Origin of the sequence: Komagataeibacter xylinus NBRC 15237 (genome assembly GCF_001571345.1) — a bacterium.
Classification (GTDB): domain Bacteria; phylum Pseudomonadota; class Alphaproteobacteria; order Acetobacterales; family Acetobacteraceae; genus Komagataeibacter; species Komagataeibacter xylinus.
In genome coordinates, this window is sequence record NZ_BCTP01000006.1 from 44,468 (window position 1) to 62,119 (window position 17,652).

General features: G+C 63.0%; 17 protein-coding genes and 1 tRNA gene. 14 read left to right on the top strand and 4 right to left on the bottom strand.

Going from position 1 to position 17,652, the window contains the following annotated elements; genetic code table 11:
- Positions 1 to 172 precede the first annotated feature (172 nt).
- Positions 173 to 376, top strand: coding sequence for a 30S ribosomal protein S21 (gene rpsU / locus GXY01S_RS03995; RefSeq protein ID WP_010506446.1), 204 nt, complete (start codon positions 173 to 175; stop codon positions 374 to 376).
- Between the two features lie 89 nt (positions 377 to 465).
- The gene (locus GXY01S_RS04000) at positions 466 to 1,845 is read left to right on the top strand and encodes a sensor histidine kinase (RefSeq protein WP_061272135.1); all 1,380 of its coding nucleotides are present in this window, start codon (positions 466 to 468) and stop codon (positions 1,843 to 1,845) included.
- A gap of 26 nt (positions 1,846 to 1,871) precedes the next feature.
- On the opposite strand, the gene GXY01S_RS04005 is transcribed toward GXY01S_RS04000, so the two are convergent.
- On the bottom strand, positions 1,872 to 2,441 hold the full coding sequence (locus GXY01S_RS04005) for an outer membrane protein assembly factor BamE (RefSeq protein ID WP_061272137.1): 570 nt from the start codon (positions 2,439 to 2,441) through the stop codon (positions 1,872 to 1,874).
- Between the two features lie 184 nt (positions 2,442 to 2,625).
- Between GXY01S_RS04005 and GXY01S_RS04010 the strand changes: the two genes are divergently transcribed.
- The 7 genes from GXY01S_RS04010 (at position 2,626) to GXY01S_RS04040 (ending at position 7,154) form a co-directional block, all read left to right on the top strand.
- The gene (locus GXY01S_RS04010; protein WP_061272139.1) at positions 2,626 to 3,156 is read left to right on the top strand and encodes a YceD family protein; all 531 of its coding nucleotides are present in this window, start codon (positions 2,626 to 2,628) and stop codon (positions 3,154 to 3,156) included.
- Positions 3,157 to 3,327: 171 nt separating this feature from the next.
- Positions 3,328 to 3,531 (top strand): 50S ribosomal protein L32, encoded by a 204-nt coding sequence (rpmF, locus tag GXY01S_RS04015; protein WP_010506434.1) that lies wholly within the window; start codon positions 3,328 to 3,330, stop codon positions 3,529 to 3,531.
- A gap of 166 nt (positions 3,532 to 3,697) precedes the next feature.
- Positions 3,698 to 4,786, top strand: coding sequence for a phosphate acyltransferase PlsX (gene plsX / locus GXY01S_RS04020; protein WP_061272141.1), 1,089 nt, complete (start codon positions 3,698 to 3,700; stop codon positions 4,784 to 4,786).
- 90 nt (positions 4,787 to 4,876) lie between these two features.
- Positions 4,877 to 5,848 (top strand): beta-ketoacyl-ACP synthase III, encoded by a 972-nt coding sequence (locus GXY01S_RS04025; RefSeq protein ID WP_061272255.1) that lies wholly within the window; start codon positions 4,877 to 4,879, stop codon positions 5,846 to 5,848.
- A gap of 99 nt (positions 5,849 to 5,947) precedes the next feature.
- Complete coding sequence (locus GXY01S_RS04030; protein ID WP_061272142.1) at positions 5,948 to 6,271, top strand: integration host factor subunit alpha; 324 nt, start codon at positions 5,948 to 5,950, stop codon at positions 6,269 to 6,271.
- On the top strand, positions 6,268 to 6,996 hold the full coding sequence (locus GXY01S_RS04035; protein WP_061272143.1) for a MerR family transcriptional regulator: 729 nt from the start codon (positions 6,268 to 6,270) through the stop codon (positions 6,994 to 6,996). Before GXY01S_RS04030 ends, GXY01S_RS04035 begins: the two co-directional genes overlap by 4 nt.
- Before the next feature lie 84 nt (positions 6,997 to 7,080).
- Positions 7,081 to 7,154, top strand: a tRNA-Pro gene (locus tag GXY01S_RS04040).
- Positions 7,155 to 7,246: 92 nt separating this feature from the next.
- On the opposite strand, the gene GXY01S_RS04045 is transcribed toward GXY01S_RS04040, so the two are convergent.
- The 3 genes from GXY01S_RS04045 to GXY01S_RS04055 form a co-directional block, all read right to left on the bottom strand.
- The gene (locus tag GXY01S_RS04045) at positions 7,247 to 8,392 is read right to left on the bottom strand and encodes an AI-2E family transporter (protein ID WP_082770712.1); all 1,146 of its coding nucleotides are present in this window, start codon (positions 8,390 to 8,392) and stop codon (positions 7,247 to 7,249) included.
- A gap of 74 nt (positions 8,393 to 8,466) precedes the next feature.
- Entirely contained in the window at positions 8,467 to 10,551 is a 2,085-nt protein-coding gene (locus tag GXY01S_RS04050; RefSeq protein ID WP_061272146.1) for a S9 family peptidase, read from the bottom strand.
- Positions 10,552 to 10,576: 25 nt separating this feature from the next.
- Positions 10,577 to 11,428: an NUDIX hydrolase gene (locus tag GXY01S_RS04055; protein ID WP_061272147.1), complete on the bottom strand. Its 852-nt coding sequence runs from the start codon at positions 11,426 to 11,428 to the stop codon at positions 10,577 to 10,579.
- Between the two features lie 129 nt (positions 11,429 to 11,557).
- Here GXY01S_RS04055 and GXY01S_RS04060 point away from each other — a divergent pair, with 129 nt between their 5' ends.
- The 5 genes from GXY01S_RS04060 to GXY01S_RS17945 all read left to right on the top strand — a co-directional run bounded on the left by GXY01S_RS04060 (position 11,558) and on the right by GXY01S_RS17945 (position 17,587).
- Positions 11,558 to 13,381: an ABCB family ABC transporter ATP-binding protein/permease gene (locus GXY01S_RS04060; RefSeq protein WP_061272149.1), complete on the top strand. Its 1,824-nt coding sequence runs from the start codon at positions 11,558 to 11,560 to the stop codon at positions 13,379 to 13,381.
- 101 nt (positions 13,382 to 13,482) lie between these two features.
- Complete coding sequence (locus tag GXY01S_RS04065; protein WP_061272151.1) at positions 13,483 to 13,749, top strand: hypothetical protein; 267 nt, start codon at positions 13,483 to 13,485, stop codon at positions 13,747 to 13,749.
- 179 nt (positions 13,750 to 13,928) lie between these two features.
- Positions 13,929 to 14,228 (top strand): 50S ribosomal protein L28, encoded by a 300-nt coding sequence (rpmB, locus tag GXY01S_RS04070; RefSeq protein WP_061272153.1) that lies wholly within the window; start codon positions 13,929 to 13,931, stop codon positions 14,226 to 14,228.
- 206 nt (positions 14,229 to 14,434) lie between these two features.
- Entirely contained in the window at positions 14,435 to 16,522 is a 2,088-nt protein-coding gene (gene fusA / locus GXY01S_RS04075) for an elongation factor G (protein ID WP_061272154.1), read from the top strand.
- 369 nt (positions 16,523 to 16,891) lie between these two features.
- Positions 16,892 to 17,587 (top strand): hypothetical protein, encoded by a 696-nt coding sequence (locus GXY01S_RS17945; protein WP_129551340.1) that lies wholly within the window; start codon positions 16,892 to 16,894, stop codon positions 17,585 to 17,587.
- Positions 17,588 to 17,652 lie beyond the last annotated feature (65 nt).

Below are 17,652 nucleotides of genomic sequence, written 5' to 3' on the forward strand. Positions count from 1 at the left end.
AAAATTCATGCCCCCCGATATGCGGGAATGATTTGTGTTGCGCGACGCGAGTGTGATATAGGTGCGGCCCGTTTGGGAATCGCACGAAGGGAATGGCCTCGGGCGGACGTTCCCCAAGTTTCAGTTTCATGGATCATCCATACCGGATGGCAGATCAGGAGTTGACGACCCAGTGCAGGTTCTCGTTCGTGACAACAATGTTGATCAGGCCCTCAAGGCCCTCAAGAAAAAAATGCAGCGTGAAGGCATCTTCCGCGAAATGAAGCTGCGTCGCCACTATGAAAAGCCGTCCGAGCGCAAGGCGCGCGAGGCAGCCGAGGCCGTGCGCCGCGCCCGCAAGATGGAGCGCAAGCGCCTCGAGCGTGAAGGCTTCTAATCCTTCGCGTATCGGAATACGGGTTATGACCCACAAGAAACCGGCTTCTGCAAGGAAGCCGGTTTTTTTGTGTCTGGAGAGGGAAGGCCATGGGCACGGACTCCGTATCTGAAGCCACGACCGGCTGGCGGCGGTGGCGGGCGCGGGTGGCGCGACGCATCCTGCCGCGCTCGCTGCTGGGGCGGATGCTGCTGATCGGGTTCATTCCGCTGCTGGCCACGCAGGCCATCTCGCTTGAACTGTTTTATGGCAACTACCTGCAGATCGTCTCGCGCCGCCTGTCAGGCGACATGGCCACCACCATCTCCATGACGCTGGACATGCTCGAGCGCTATCCTTCCGCTACCGATCGCAAGTGGATCCTGGAGGATGCGGGCCGCAGGGCGGGGCTGGTCATGACCCTGCGCGAAGGCGAGAGCCTGCAACGGCGCGGCTCGAACCACGTGCTCGGCCCCATTGACGAGGACCTGGCGCGTGACCTGCAGGCCAGCGTGCGCTGGCCCACCTTTGTCGACTGGAAAAAAGCCCACCGCCGGGTCGTGATCCTGGTGCAGACGCCCATTGGCGTGCTGCAGGTCGTAGCCCTGCGCAAGCGGCTGGACGTGGCCCCGGTGTGGCTGTTCGTGGCATGGGCCTCGGGCAGCGCGCTGCTGCTGTTCCTGATCGCGGCGCTGTTCATGCGCAATCAGGTGCGTGCCATCCGCAGGCTGGCGCGGGCGGCGGAACTGTTCGGGCTGGGGCGCGATACGGTGCCCATCGTGCCCGAAGGCGCGCAGGAAATCCGCAAGGCCGCCATCGCCTTCAACCGCATGCGCGACCGCATCAACCGCTTTGTGGAGCAGCGCACCACCGTGCTGGCCGGGGTCTCGCATGACCTGCGCACGCCGCTCACCCGCCTGCGGCTTTCACTGGCCATGTTTCCGCGCACCGGCATGGTCCGGGCCGAGGATCTCCAGCCCGATATTACCGACATGATCGGTGATATCGTGGAGATGGAGCACATGATCGAGGGGTATCTGTCGTTTGCGCGCGGCGAAGGGGCTGAAACGCCCTCGGTCATCCGGGTGGAGGACCTGTTCGAGGAAAGTGTTGCCGCCCTGCGCCGGGTGGGGGCGCAGGCCAGCATCGGGTTTGTCACCCCGCCGGAACTGAGCATCATGGGTCGCAGCAACGCCCTGCGGCGCGTGCTGAACAACGTGGTGGAAAACGCGCGGCATCACGCCACCCGCATCGTGCTTTCAGCCGAGAGCGGGCGCAAGCAGGTGTTCCTGTATGTCGATGATAACGGCTGCGGGGTGGAGGAAGCCCGGCGCGAGAGCGTGTTCCGGGCCTTCGAGAGCGGCAAGGAAGGGGGCACGGGGCTTGGCCTGGCCATCGCGCGTGACATCATTCACGCCCATGGCGGCCATATCGGGCTGGAGGCCGGGCCGCTTGGTGGCGCACGGGTCACGATAGAACTGCCAGCCTGAGCCATGGCCTGGGGCTGGCCGGGGCATCAGGGCAGGCTGTTGCCCGAGCCCCCATGGCCGGGGCCACCGTTCATGCTGTTCATGGGGCCGGTGCTGCCGCCATAGGTGCTGCTCATCTGGCTGAGCGGGTTGTAGCGGCCCACATTGCCCAGGATCTGCTGCATGATGTTGATCTTGGTGCCCGGCGTGGGGGTCTTGCCCGGCATCATGGTCACGTAGCGGGCGTCATCCTTGTGCAGCGTGCGCAGGTTGCGCAGCACGCCTTCCTGGTCAAAGGTCAGCACCACCACTTCCTGCTTTTCCACCTGCGGGAAGCTGATGGGGGCCAGCACCTGCTTCATGGAAACGTAGAGCCATGTATTGTCATCAAACGTGGCATGGCCGGTGGGCGAGCCGAGCGCGTCCATCACGTCCGAGCGTGAGGTCTCGCCGACCTTGAGCTTGTTGTAGTCATCCGCCTCGACCAGCGAGCCGCGCTGCATGGTGCTGGGCTTGAAAACACTACATCCGGACAGCGCAATCCCCGCCCCGATGACAGCGCACGAAAACACGCGTAATGAACGGGAGCGGGGCTGGTTGTCCTTGGGTGACCTCATGGTCGGGAAAATATCCTGAAATAGGGCAGGGCGCATATGCGGTTCGTCTTTCCGGTGCCCCATCGGGTAAATGAAGTCAATCACAGATCGCCCTGGTGGTGGAAAAACACCCTGCCAGCCCCATATTTTTACCATCATCGCAACACGGGCGCGCCCCGTGGTCACATGTGCAGGAGTTAACGAGATGGATGCAGAATTTTCCCGCCCGATGGCCGTGGGCCGCATCCCGGTCCATGGCATGGAAACGGTGATCGAGGCGAAGGACACCGAATGCCGCGCGCTCGCCCGCCGCTTTGGCATTCCCGGCCTGCGCAACCTGTCATGCCGCTACCGGCTCAAGCCGGGGCCGGGCGGGGAGGTGCTCGCCGAAGGCTGGCTGACCGCCCACGTTACCCAGGAATGCGTGGTCAGCCTCGAGCCGTTCGAGGATGTGATGGCAGAATCGTTCACCGTGCGCTGCATCCCTGCCGCGCGTTTTCGGGAGGACGACGAGGTCGATCCGTTTTCGATCGATGAAGTGCCCTATGAGCGCGATATCATCGACCTTGGCGAACTCGCGGCGGAAGAAGTTTCGCTCGCGCTCGATCCCTATCCGCACAAGCCCGGCTGCGCCATTCCGGCCGAATTTGCGGGCACGGACGAGGCCGCTGTGGAAGAAACCACGCGCAGGCAGCCTTTTTCCGCTCTGGCCGAGTTGAAAAAAAAGCAGAACTGACGCAAAGGAGGGGCGCGAGCGGGGGTGTCTCGCCATGAGTTGCGCACATAATCCCTTGTGCAAGTGCAAATGGTCTGCTAGAGCGCCCCCCTCAATTATTGATAACTGACCGGTGTAACGCCACGAGGGTGTGCCTGCCGGTTGTGATCCAGATCGGAGGGGCCCGGGCCCATGGCTGTACCCAAGAGAAAAACCTCGCCGTCCCGTCGTGGCATGCGTCGCAGCCACGCTGCGCTGAGTGTTCCGGCGCATGCGGAATGCTCCAACTGTGGCGAACTCAAGCGCCCGCATCACGTCTGCAGCCACTGCGGGCACTATGATGGCCGCGAAGTCGCTTCCGCCGGCAAGGCGCTGAAGACGGCGGTCCGCGCCTGATAACACGACGCTACAGGCGTCATTACCCGGTAACGGCGCGGCCCTGTTTGGTCGCGTCGGCGGGCTGGCCTCGGGCCGTCCTGTCCGGGTCGCGCGGGGAATATGATCTTTTCAAAGTGTATTCCCCGATCTTGCGCGTTCCTTTCTTACCCGGCACAAGACGAGCATGAGCGAGACAGGTTCCTCCTTTTCCGAGACTGGGCCTTACACCCTTGCCATTGATGGCATGGGCGGGGATGGTGGTCCGGAAGTTGTAGTGGCCGGACTGGCAATTGCAGCAGACCGACATCCCTCAGCCAGGATTCTTCTGGTTGGTGATGAGGCGACGTTGTCCGGCCTTCTGGCCCGCCATCCGCGCGCGGCCACCATCTGCACGATCCGTCCGGCCAATTCGGCCATTTCCATGGACATGAAGCCCACCGCAGCCCTGCGTGTGCGCGATTCCTCCATGCGTCTGGCCATGGATGCCGTGGCGCAGGGCGAGGCGCAGGGCGTTGTTTCCGCTGGCAACAGCGGTGCCATGCTGGCGCTGGCCAAGATCGTGGTCAAAACCCTTCCCGGCATCACCCGCCCGGCCATGGCGGCCATCAGCCCCACTACGCGGGGCGATGTGGTCATGCTCGACCTTGGCGCCAATGTCGCGTGCGACTGGCGCAACCTTGTCGAGTTCGCCATCATGGGCGAGGCCTTCGCCAAGGCGGTGCTCGGCCTGCCCGCACCCACCATCGGGCTGCTCAATGTCGGCTCCGAGGAACTCAAGGGCGACGAGCGCCTGCGCCAGGCGGCTGACGTGCTGCGCAACAGCTCGCTCGCCCGCCAGTTCCATGGTTTCGTGGAAGGGCATGACATTACCGCAGGCACGACCGACGTGGTGGTGACCGATGGCTTTACCGGCAATGTCGCGCTGAAAACGGGCGAGGGCGCGCTGAAAATGGCGTTCACGCTGCTGCGGCAGGTCTTCACCTCCAGCCTGATGGGCCGGATCGGCTACCTGCTGGTGCGCCCCGGGCTTGAGCGGATGAAGGAATGGCTCGATCCGCGCCGCTATAATGGCGCGGTGTTCGTGGGGCTGAACGGGGTTGTGGTCAAGTCGCATGGCGGCACGGACGCTGAAGGCTTTGCCGCGGCGGTTGACGTGGCGATGGACATGGTCACCCACCGCTTTACCGACAGCATCCGCGAGCGCCTCGCGCACATGGAAAGCCTCACCGCCGTCAAGGCGTCCGACCCGTCGCAGACGGTCCCTGCATCCTGATGCGGCAATAACAGCCGGCGTGGGGTCAGCAGGGAGCACCTGCCTGCGCCCACCCGTGTATATGAAATGATAGTGGTGGAAAAAACAGGCATGACGGCGAAACGCTCGCTTCTGTCCGGTTTTGGCGGTTACCTGCCCGAGCGGATCGTTACCAACGATGAACTGGCCACCTGGCTCGATACATCGGATGAATGGATTCGCGCCCGCACGGGAATCGCCCAGCGCCACATGGCGGGCGAGGGCGACAACGCCGTTTCCATGGCAGCACAGGCCGCCCGGCAGGCGCTGGATTATGCTGGTGCCACGCCTGATGATGTCGATGCCGTCATTGTCGCGACCAGCACGCCCGACCAGGCCTTCCCCTCCACGGCCGTGCGGGTGCAGGCTGCACTGGGCATGACCGGCGGCTTTGGCTTTGACCTTGCCGCTGCGTGCTCGGGTTTCATCTATGCGCTGTCCATGGCCGATTCGCTCATTCGCAGCGGGCAGGCGCGCTCGGCGCTGGTCATTGGCAGCGAAGTCTATTCCCGCATTCTCGATAAATCGGACCGGGGCACCTACGTGCTGTTCGGCGATGGGGCGGGGGCGGTTTACCTGACCAGCACGGATGAGGCGGCGGGCGAGGCGGGCATCCTGTCCACCCATCTCCATTCCGATGGTCGTTATGGCGACCTGCTTTTTGTCGATGGCGCGACAGGCCAGCATGATAAACCCGCCCACCTGCGCATGAACGGGCGCGAGGTGTTCCGCCATGCGGTGGGCAAGCTGTCATCCTCGGTGGATGAGGCGCTGGCCGCCAATGGCCTGACCCATGCGGATGTGAACTGGCTGGTGCCACACCAGGCCAATCTGCGCATTATTGATGGCGTGGCCCGCAAGCTCGCCCTGCCGCCCGAGCGCGTGGTGGTGACGGTGGACCGGCATGCCAATACCTCTGCCGCCTCCATTCCGCTGGCCCTGAACGAGGCGGTGCGTGACGGGCGCATCAACCGGGGCGATCTTGTGCTGATGGAAGCGCTGGGCGGTGGCCTGACATGGGGTTCGGCGCTGGCACGGCTGTAATGTCATTTCGGTACCACATTGAAACGGACGCGGAATAAACTGCCCGCGCCCCTGCGACATTCAATTGACGATACGCACGCGCATGCATAACGTTTACGCATGAGCACCGTCACGCGCGCCACTCTGGCAGAACACATATACGATCAGGTCGGCCTGTCCCGCCATGAATCCGCCGATATTCTAGAAGATATCCTTGAGCGGATGGCACGGACCCTTGAGGCTGGCGATACCCTCAAAATAAGCGGGTTTGGCACGTTTTCTGTCCGGCAGAAGGGGCAGCGCACGGGCCGTAACCCCAAAACCGGCGTGGAAGTGCCGATTCTGCCACGCTCCGTTCTGGTGTTTCGCCCCAGTCAGTTGCTTCGTGCCCATGTCAACGGACAGTCCGCCGGGCAGATCCCGCCGGAAGGAGACGATGAATGACCACGGAGCACTCTCCAGGCAGCACGCTCGAGCCGGGCAGGGACTGCCTGCCGATCTATGAGGTCGCGCGCGAGCTTGGCCTCGCGCAGCATGTCATGCGCATGTGGGAGGCCAGCTTTCCGCAGCTCCAGCCGCTGCGCGGGCCGGTGGGGCGGCGCTACTACCGCCCGCAGGACATAACCGTGCTGCGCGAGATTGCCGACCTGCTTTACGTGCGCAAGCTGTCAGTGGCGCAGGCGCAGGTCGAACTCGCGCGCGAGGCGCTTGCCGCACCCGAATCAGAAGGCGAGGCCGTAACCCCGCCCATCGAGCCAGTTGTGGTCCAGCCCCCACTCGCCCAGTCTCATACAGCGCAGCCCCCTGTGGCGCAGGATGCAGCGGTGGAAGCTGCCTCTCCCGCAACGGACGCTGTGCAGGTGACGGTAATCGAGGAAGTGATGGAAACCGTGGTGGCGTGCGAATCGCCGCCCACCGTTGCAGCACCTGAGCCTGAAGCCCCTCCGATGGTGGAAGCTGCCGCAGCCGACGCGAATGCGGCCCCGGAGCCAGAAAGCGTGGCGGAGACGGCGGCACAGGCGCCTGCTGACGAGCCGGAACAGCTCCCCCTTGAGCAGATTGTCATGATCGAGCTTGAGCGCCTGCAGGCGGAAAATACGGTGCTGCGCGACAGCCTGCGCGGCGTGCTGGTTGAGTTGCAAGCCCTGCGGCAGATGGTGCCGGCCTGAGCCAGGCATTTTTTTTCGGTTTGGTTCATTACATGGGTTGCGGTCCCCCCCATCGGCTGCTACATCCTGCGCATCGCAGACAGGCGGGCAGTAGCGCAGCCTGGTAGCGCATCAGTCTGGGGGACTGGGGGTCGTGGGTTCGAATCCCGCCTGCCCGATATCCCTGTCTGCGATAAGAATACCAAGCAAGCAAGGCATCCTGAAAAGGGTGCTTTTTTTGTATCTGGCGCCCGGAAGCCAGAGGCCCGGCTCAGTAGCGGGCCCGGCTCCAGTTCAGCCACAGCATGTGCAGCACCGCCATGATGGCAGGCCCCATGAACAGCCCGAGCAGGCTCCAGCTTTCCGCACCACCGAGTATGCCCGCCAGCACCCACAGGAAGGGGAGTTGCGTCGAGCCGCCAATCAGGGCCGGACGCACCAGGTGGTCGGCCAGAAAGATCACGGCCATGCCCAGCAGGATGATGGCCATCGCGCCGAATAGTGCGCCGGTCTTGATAAGCAGCATGAGGGCGACGGCGCTGATGGCGATGAAGGCGCAGAACGGGATCATGGCCGCGATGGCCGTCACTACCCCGAACAGGAAGGGGTGTGGCGCGCCAGCGACCAGATAGGCCACGGCCATCAGCATGCCCTCGCCAATGCCCACGAGCACCAGCCCCGATACCGAGCCATGCACCGAGGCGATCATCTGCAAGGCAATCCGCTCGCCCCGCTTGCCAAAGGCGCGGCGCGAGACGTTGAGCGACTGGCGAATGACGGAATCGCCATCCTTGAGCAGGAAAAACAGCGTGAGGATGGCAAAGGCGAACAGCAGCACCCGGTGCAGCACCTGCGAGCCAAGCTGCTGCGTAACCTTGACGCTCTGCCCGATATTCATCGTGCCGAGCAGGGCGGACACATCCGCCGGGTTCTTCAGGTGTTCGTTCCACCACGCGGTAATCGCCCCCTGGCCATAGGGCAGGTTGCTGATCCAGTCCGGCACGGGAATGCCTGAATGGCGGGCTTCGTTGAGGAAGCGCAGCACGCCTTCCGCCTCGCGCCCCGCCTCCAGCCCGAACAGTGCGAGCGGCCCGATGAAGATGAAGGCGATGGTCAGCGTAAACAGCAGCGGCAGCAGTATTCTATGCGCCCGCCCGTTCCATCGCCGCCGCGCACGCGCGTAAAGCGGCCAGGAGGCAATGGCGAACACGCAGCCCCATATCAGCGAGGGCAGGAACCCGCGCACCGTATAAAGCCCCAGCAGCACGAAAAACAGCGCCAGCCCCGCGCGCGCGATGCGTTGCGTGCGCTGGGTCTCGCGGAATGAACGGAAGGTTCGCATCGTGGAGGGGTCGACCTCGCGCCCTGTCATGGGGGCAGGAAAGCCATCCTGATCCGCGTTGTGGGGATCCGTCATTCTTGTTCCTCTGGGGTATGCGGGCTCTGCTGTAAGGGGCTACTTATGCTAACGCGCCCGTGTGCGGAAAGACTTTAATCCTGACGGGCCGGTGCGGTTTCAATTGCCCACAGGGCAAAGGCGTGGATCAGGGCGGCTTCCCTGAGGGAGTCGAAGCGCCCGGTGGCTCCCCTGTGCCCGGCCTCCATGTTCGTGCGCAGCATGATGGGCCGGGCCGAGCGGTTATGCGCGCGCAGGCGGGCCACCCATTTGGCGGGCTCCCAGTAGGTCACGCGCGGGTCGGTCAGGCCGCCCATGGCCAGTATGGCGGGGTAGGCGCGCGGGGCGACCTGTTCATAGGCGGCGTAGCTGGCAATCAGGTCATAGGCTGCCACATCTTCCACAGGGTTGCCCCATTCGGGCCATTCCGGCGGCGTCAGCGGCAGCGACGCGTCAGACATGGTGTTGAGTTCATCCACAAACGGCACCACGGCCACGATGCCCGCAAACAGGTCGGGCCGCATGTTGGCGATGGCTCCCATTACCATTCCACCAGCGGAACGTCCATCAGCCACGATGCGGCCGGTCGCGCCAAAGCCCTCGGCCACAAGGGTTTCGGCGCAGGCGATGAAATCGCTGAACGTGTTGGGCTTGTTGCGCCCGCGCCCGCCAAGGAACCAGTTCCAGCCCTTTTCCGAGCCGCCGCGCACATGGGCAATGGCGTAGAACCAGCCGCGATCGACAAGGCTGAGCGTGCGGGTGGAAAAGACCGGGTCGATGGCGTGGCCATAGGCGCCGTAGCCATAGAGCAGTAGCGGGGCCGAGCCATCAATGGGCGTGTCATGGCGGCCCAGCACGGTTACCGGCACCAACTCGCCATCTGCCGCCCGGGCCATGAGCCGCCAGCAGCGGTACTGTGCCGGGTCGTGGCCTGATGGCACCTGCTGCTGCTTGAGCAGGGTCTCGGCCCCGCTCACCATGTCACGCGCATGCCACGCGCGCGGGGTGGTGGGGGACTGGTAGATGTAGCGCAGCTCGGTGGTGTCGTATTCGTAACCGCCCACCAGCGTCAGGTCATAGGCGGCTTCATCGGGTTCAAGGGCCTCGGTTGCGCCATCCACGCTGCGGATGATGATGCGTGTATTGGCGTCACGCCGCTCGCGCCAGGCCAGGTGGCCCGACCAGACCATGCACTCCGTGATGTAGCGGCCTGGCTCATGGGCCACGAGGTCGCGCCAGTTGGCGCGCGTCGGTGCCGTGTCGGGCGTGGTCATGAGCTTGAAGTCATACGCGCCATCGGCATTGGTCAGGATGATGAAATCCGTGCCCTGATGGTACAGGCCGTATATCAGCCCCGTCTCGCGCGGACTGGCGCAGCGTGGTGCTGCCTGCGGGTCGTGGCCGGGGATGAGCCAGGATTCGGAGGTGTCGTGGTTGCCGCTGGAGATGATGATCCACCCGCCCGAGCGCGTGGCTTCCACGCCCACGAAAAAGCCGGGATCGGCTTCCTCATACACCAGCGTATCGTGGTCCGCGCCGATGCGGCGGCGATAGACGCGGGCCGGGCGGCCATGGCTGTCGCGCCAGACCCAGAACAGGAAGGCGCTGTCGGGCGAAAACACGAACGCCCCGCTACAGTTCTCGACCGGGGGCAGGGGTGTGCTGTCACCGGCCAGCCTGCGGATGTGGATGCGGTAGATTTCCGAGCCCTGCGTGTCCTCCGCATGGGCGAACAGGCTGTGGTCGGGGCTGTGGGCGGCGGCGGCCACGGCGTAATATTCATGCCCCTTTGCCGCTTCATTCACGTCGAGCAGCACTTCTTCCGCCGTGGGCGTGGCAGTGGGGTAGCGTTTATAGACCGGGTACTGCGCGCCCGCCGTGTAGCTGGTCTGGTAGTTGTAGGGGCCATGCGGGGTAGGCGGATAGGTGTCATCCGCCTGCATGCGGCCCTTCATCTCGGCTACCAGTGTGTCCTGCAACGCATCCGTGCCAGAGAGGACGGACTGCGTATAGGCGTTTTCCGCCCGCAGGTGCCCGGCAATGTCGGGGCGCAGGAGCGTGGGGTCGCGCAGCACCTCCTGCCAGTTATCGTCCTTCATCCACGCATATTCATCGTGCCGGGTGCGGCCAAGCTGCGTGATGGCGTGGGGGATCTGGCGGGCAATGGGGGGCGTGGTCATCGCATGGTCCTCGGGGTGCAGGGGTTCAGGCGGGGCGGGGGGCGTGCCAGCCGGTCAGGCCCTGGCGCAGGCGCTGGCCTTCGGGGCTGGTGGCGTCAATCAGGCCCGTGCGCAGGAACAGGTCGATCAGCACGAGGTTGACGTTGAACTTGAACGCATCCGTGTCACGCACCAGCGTATAGGCTTCCTCGATCGGGATCAGGCGGAATTCCTCCACTTCCCCATCGGCGGGAGTGGGCACGAAGTCAGGCGGCAGTTCCAGTTCGAAGCAGTGCAGCACGTCGCGCCGCAGCCCTTCGGGGCGGTCGAGCGCGTAGCGGATATCGGCAGTGGGGCGGGCGCGCTGCACCAGTTCGGCTGGCAGGCTGGCTTCCTCCGCCGCTTCCTTGAACAGGGCTTCGGCCGCCGTATGGCCCGCCGGTATGCCGCCCGCCACGAGGTGGTCAAGCTTGCCGGGGTCGAGGCGCTTGGTCATGGAGCGCCGCGCGATCCACAGATGCAGGCCGTGGGGCAGGCGCACGAGGCCATTGAGGTGCACGCCCGCCGCCATCAGCCCAAACAGCGGCAGCGCGCCACGGTCGATGCGGGCCACGGGGGGCAGGGCCATGTCGGTCCAGACATCGAACAGCTCATGGTGCGAGCGGTACACGCCTGCCTGCGCCATGGCCTCGCCAATGGCTTCAAGCCGGGCGGGGTCGGCAAGGGTGACGGTGTCGCCCGCATGGGTCATGCCGTGTTCAAGCAGCACCGGCAGCAGGGCGGGCTGCACCCAGCCCGCGGGGGCATGCCCCAGCCGGAACTCCAGCCGCCCGCCGGGCAGCACCGCCGTGTTGCAGGCGGCGATATGACGAAAGAAACCTTCAAGGCTGCGTGACATGTTTCATCCCTGTCCTTCGGGTTGAGGGTGGCATAACGGCTGCCCCCCGGCCTGACAATGCCGGGCTGTTCCGCGCCGGGGTGGGAATATGGGTTGCAAAACAGGCGGCATGTGCCACATGCGGTGGCTATGGCTGTTTCCCCCCCGGCCCGGCCCGACAGGCCGGAGCGCTCCGCCGCCGCCACCCTGCGCGGCCTGTTACCCTATCTGTGGCCCCGCCATGACCCGCGCACCCGCCTGCGCGTGGTGGGGGTGTGCATGCTGCTGGTCACGGCCAAGGTAGCCACCATTGGCGTGCCCTATGCCTATAGCCGCGTGATCGATGCGCTCCAGCCGCATGCAGGGGGCGTTGCCATGATGCCGCTCCTGCTGATCGTGGGCTATGGCCTGCTGCGCATGGCCGCCGCCGGACTGGGCGAATTGCGGGATGCGCTGTTCGCGCCACTGCGCTACCGCATCAGCCGGGTTGCGGCCATGCAGAGCTTTACGCACATGCATCAGCTTTCGCTGCGCTTTCACCTCAACCGTCAGTCGGGCGGGGTGACGCGGGCGATTGCGCGCGGCACGGAAGCCATCGAGACGCTGCTGCGCGTGGGCGTGTTCAACGTAGCGCCCACGCTGATCGAGGCGCTGATGGTCATCATCGTCATCTGGCGACTGTTTGACTGGCGCTACGCGGTGGTGATGCTGGCGGCGGTGGCGGCCTATGTGGTGTTTACCATCAAGTTCACCTCATGGCGCATCGGCCTGCGCCGCCAGATGAACGAGATCAACAGCGAGGCAAGCTGGAAGGCGCTCGACAGCCTGCTCAACTACGAGACCGTCAAATATTTCGGTAACGAGGCGCACGAGCGCCAGCGCTACGAGGATGCCCAGGCCCGTTACGAGCACGCCGCCATCCGCACCCAGATCTCGCTCAACGGGCTCAATTTCGGGCAGGCGGCGATCATTGCCGTGGCCCTGATCGCGGTCATGCTCATGGCCGGGCGCGATGTGGAGGCAGGCCGCATGACGGTGGGGCACTTCGTGCTGGTCAACACCTACCTCATGCAGCTTTACCTGCCGCTCAACTTTCTGGGCAGCGTGTATTCCTCGCTGCGTAATTCCCTCGTTGACCTTGAGCACATGTTCGGCCTGATGGATGAACGCGCCGACATTACCGATTCCGCCAGCGCCCTGAGCCTGCCCGCGCGGCTCGATGAGGCACCGGCCGCCGATATCCGCTTCGAGGACGTGCATTTCAGCTACCGCCCCGACCGCGAGATTTTGCGCGGCATCAGCTTTCACGTGCCCGCGGGGCACCGGGTGGCCATCGTGGGGCCGACAGGGGCGGGCAAGTCCACCATCAGCCGCCTGCTGTTCCGCTTCTATGACGTGACGGCAGGCTGCATTCTGGTCGATGGCCACGACATACGCGACTACACGCAGGCCGCCCTGCGCGGGGCCATTGGCGTGGTGCCGCAGGATACCATCCTGTTCAACGACACCATCGGCTACAACATCGCCTATGGCCGACTGGGTGCCGCGCAGGCTGAGGTGGAGCAGGCGGCAAGGCTCGCCTGCATCCATGACTTCATCATGAGCCTGCCCGAAGGCTACGCGACAAGGGTGGGCGAGCGGGGGCTCAAGCTTTCGGGTGGCGAGAAGCAGCGCGTGGCCATTGCGCGCACCATCCTCAAGAACCCGCGCGTGCTGCTGCTTGATGAGGCAACGAGCGCGCTCGACACCGGCACCGAGCACGAAATCCAGACCGCCCTGCGCGCGGTGGCCGCCAACCGCACCACGCTCATCATCGCCCACCGGCTCTCCACCATCGTGGACGTGGATGAAATCCTTGTGATGGGTCACGGCCAGATCCTCGAGCGCGGCACGCATCGCGCCCTGCTTGAGCGCGGCGGCCTGTACGCGGGCATGTGGGCCGCCCAGGCGGAGGAGGATGCCGAGCGCGGATGAAGCCCCTCACGCGGGCTTGTGACCCCTTTCATGCCCGCCCCGCACTGGTCAGGGGCGGCAAGGCGGTACATATCAGGGATAACGCGAAAAGGAGCCGTGACATGACGGACAAGACCAACCCGCCGCCCGAAGGCGACGCCATTCCCCCCGAACTGAGCCATTGCGGCGCGGTGGTGGACAAGGCCATCGAATACATGCTGGGCGAGAACCTGCCCCCCATGGCCATTGCCTCCGCCCTGCTGGGCGGCTCGCTGGGCCTGCTGTCGCGCACCATGGGGCGCGAGGCCATGCAGGGCCTGCTTGAAAACGCGCTGCACAGCGTGCAGGCGGGCGAACTGCACCCCGACCATGAAGGCGGGGCCGGCTGAACAAAGGGCCGCGAAAGGGCCGTAACGGGGTCGTTTGCGCCCTTTCGCATACAAAATATGCCGAATCATGCTTATGCGTCTTGACGAATGGCGGTGGTTTGGCGATAAGCCGCGCCTAATCTAGACGATCCTTGCCGGGCATTTATGCCTCGGCCAAAGTTATATCCGAGGATGATAAAATGTCTCGCCGCTGCCAGATCACAGGCAAGGGCGTGCTGACCGGTAACAACGTCAGCCACGCCAACAACAAGTCCCGCCGCCGCTTCCTGCCCAACCTGCAGGAAACCTCGCTGCTGTCCGATATTCTCGGCACGGCCGTTCCCCTGCGCATGACCACCAACGGGCTGCGCACGGTCGAGCACAATGGCGGGCTGGACTCGTTCCTGCTGTCCACCCCGAACCGCAAGCTGACGCCGGAAGCCATGACGGTGAAGCGCCGCATCCTGCGCGTTCAGGAAAAGAAGGCCGCCGTGGCCTGACATGCCTCACGCCGCCTGCCTGCAAACGCGGGCGGGTGGCCTGGTGCTGTCAAAAAGCCTGACTGAAGTCTGGCGCATTGTTCCGCTATGCCGGTCTGCGTCGTCCAGGTTGAAAGAGACTGAGGGCGGAAGCAGCTTACGGTTCTGGCAGGCGCGAAAGGGAACGGTTTCCCTTCGCGCCCGTGTTGTCTTGTGGAGGTTCTCCCGTGTCCGCCAAGTCTGATCTGTCCCTGATTCGCAATATCGGTATTACCGCGCACATCGATGCCGGCAAGACCACCACCACCGAGCGTATCCTGTACTACACCGGTGTGTCCCATAAGATCGGTGAGGTGCACGAAGGCAACACCACCACCGACTACATGGCGCAGGAGCGTGAGCGTGGCATCACGATCACCTCGGCTGCCGTGACGTGTGAGTGGGAAAACCACCGCATCAACATCATCGACACCCCGGGCCACATTGACTTCAACATTGAAGTCAACCGCTCGCTGCGCGTGCTCGATGGCGCGATCTTCATCATCGAAGGCGTGGCCGGCGTGCAGCCGCAGTCCGAGACCAACTGGCGTCTGGCTGACCGGTACAACGTGCCGCGCATCATCTTCATCAACAAGCTCGACCGCACGGGCGCCAACTTCTACAACGCGTTCGACACGCTGAAGGAGAAGCTGGACATCGTGGCGATTCCGCTGCAGCTGCCCATCGGCGCGGAAGAGAACTTTGTTGGCGTGGTCGATCTGATCGAGATGCGTGCCATCGTGTGGGAAGGCGGCGAGCTTGGTGCGAAGTTCCACTACGAGGAAATTCCCGCCGACCTGAAGGAAAAGGCCGCCGAAGCGCGCGAGAACCTGCTCGACACCGCGCTGTCCGTTGATAACGCCGCGATGGAAGAATACTTCGACAAGGGCGACGTGGACGTTGCAACGCTCAAGCGCTGCATCAAGAAGGGCACCATCGCGGGCGACTTCCGCCCCGTGCTGTGTGGCACCGCCTTCAAGAACAAGGGCGTGCAGCCCCTGCTCGACGCCGTGATCGACTTCCTGCCCGCGCCGAACGACGTGGAAGGCATCCGCATCGCGCCGCCGGAAGACGAGGAAGTTGACGAGAACAAGCTGCCGATCATCCCGGTTGACCCCGATGGCAAGTTTGCTGGCCTCGCCTTCAAGATCATCAACGACAAATACGGCACGCTGACCTTCGTGCGCGTTTACCGTGGCGTGCTCAAGACCGGTGATACGGTGCTGAACACGACCAAGGGCCACAAGGAGCGTATCGGCCGCATCTACCAGATGCATGCTGACAAGCGCGAGGAACTGTCTGAAGTGCACGCGGGCGACATCGCCGCCTTCGTGGGCCTGAAGGACAGCCAGACCGGTGACACGCTTGCCGATCCGGCCGATCCCGTCGTGCTCGAGCGCATGACCTTCCCGATCCCGGTCATCGACATCTCGGTCGAGCCGAAGACGAAGGACGGCGTGGAAAAGATGACGCTGGCGCTGCAGAAGCTGTCGGGCGAAGATCCTTCCCTGCGCCTGAAGACCGACCAGGAAACCGGCCAGACCATCCTGTCCGGCATGGGCGAGCTGCATCTCGACATCATCATCGACCGCCTGCGCCGCGAATATGGCGTGGATGCGAACATCGGCGCGCCGCAGGTGGCGTATCGTGAAACGATCACCAAGCCGCATGTCGAGACCTACACCCACAAGAAGCAGTCGGGTGGTTCGGGCCAGTTCGCGGAAGTGAAGATCGAGTTCGCGCCGGTCGAGCGCAACGAGGGCATCTCGTTCGAGAACAAGGTCGTTGGCGGCACGGTGCCCAAGGAATACATCCCGGCAGTGGACAAGGGCATCCAGGCCCAGGCCTCGACCGGTGTGCTCGCGGGCTTCCCCACGGTGGACTTCAAGTTCACGCTGCTCGACGGCAAGTACCATGATGTCGACTCCTCGGCGCTGGCGTTCGAAATCGCGGCGAAGGCCTGCTTCCGTGAAGGCATGAAGAAGGCCGGTCCGGTCATTCTCGAGCCGATCATGGACGTGGAAGTGACGACGCCCAACGATCACGTTGGCGACGTGGTGGGTGACCTCAACCGCCGCCGTGGCATGATCCAGAGCCAGGAAACCGCAGGGTCCACCGTTATGGTCCGCGCTTCGGTGCCGCTGAAGGAAATGTTCGGCTACATCTCGCACCTGCGCTCCATGACCAAGGGCCGTGCGTCCTTTACCATGCAGTTCCACCACTACGATCCGGTGCCCCGCAACGTTGCGGAAGAAATCATGGCGCAGTCTGCCTGATCCTTCTCGAAAGAGAGTGCCTGAAAAAAAGCCGGCCCCTGCGAGGGGGCCGGTTTTTTTTGTATGAAAAGCAGGGGCAGGCAAGGCGTGGTTTTACGCTCTTCAGGGGCTGTAGCCATTGGGCGCGGACATGCGTTCTGGAACAATATAAGGTGCTGGCAAGACGGGGCTGATTTTTCAGGTCAGGTCTGGCATCCTGTCATAAAGCAGTTTCTGAACCGCGCTTTGTTCAGCGATACGCCCTGAATCGGGGAAATATATACTTTAACGTCAAAATCGACATCGAGGATATTACCGGACGACAGGAGGGAGGCTAAGATTGTTCCGATACGGATCGTTGTGAACTTTATTTTTATCGGAATACATCAAATGAAAAAACAGGCTTCTGTAGTCTTATATGGGATTGCATGCCTCTCTTTGTCCGGATGCCAGAGTAACCTGCAAAAAGAACATATAAAATATAAGCATTTAATAAATGAATCAGAGGAAAATATACAGAAAAAGACGACTGTTTCTAAGCGGCCGTGGGAAAGATATATCAAGATACAACAGGATCACGTGTATCGGAACGGGTTTAATCGGGAGCTTAATTCAAAACAGAATAGTGTTGGTATTACAACAGATACATTCCTAACTGCAAGAATTGATAAAAAAACAGGAAATATCGACTATTACATATTAATAGATATGCACACTAGCGATAATGTTTTCCAACGCATGGAATATACAGATAATGGAGAGAAGAAATCTATCAATGCAACGGATTTGGATCGTGAAACCAGATGTGTCGGAGTGGGCATATATACATCCAATTTAATTCAAGATAGAGCGCCAAGTTGTGACTATGAGGCAAAATCCTTAGTAAAAATCAGCAGAGAACTGGTAGAAAACATATCCAGATCATCTGCGCCATTCGGGTTTCTTCTTGTTTCCGATAGTCCGGAAATACTGCCTTTCCATGACATCATCACCGCGCCGGAGGCGCATGCTTTGCTCGACCGTGTGCAGCAGGAAAAAGCCAGCGCAGCGACCAGCACTGACGCAGAACTGGACGCGCAGCCGTAATAATCCTGCCATGATCGGCCCATGCGATGGCCCAAGGTCGTCAGAACGGCTCGCGGTGCGCTCCC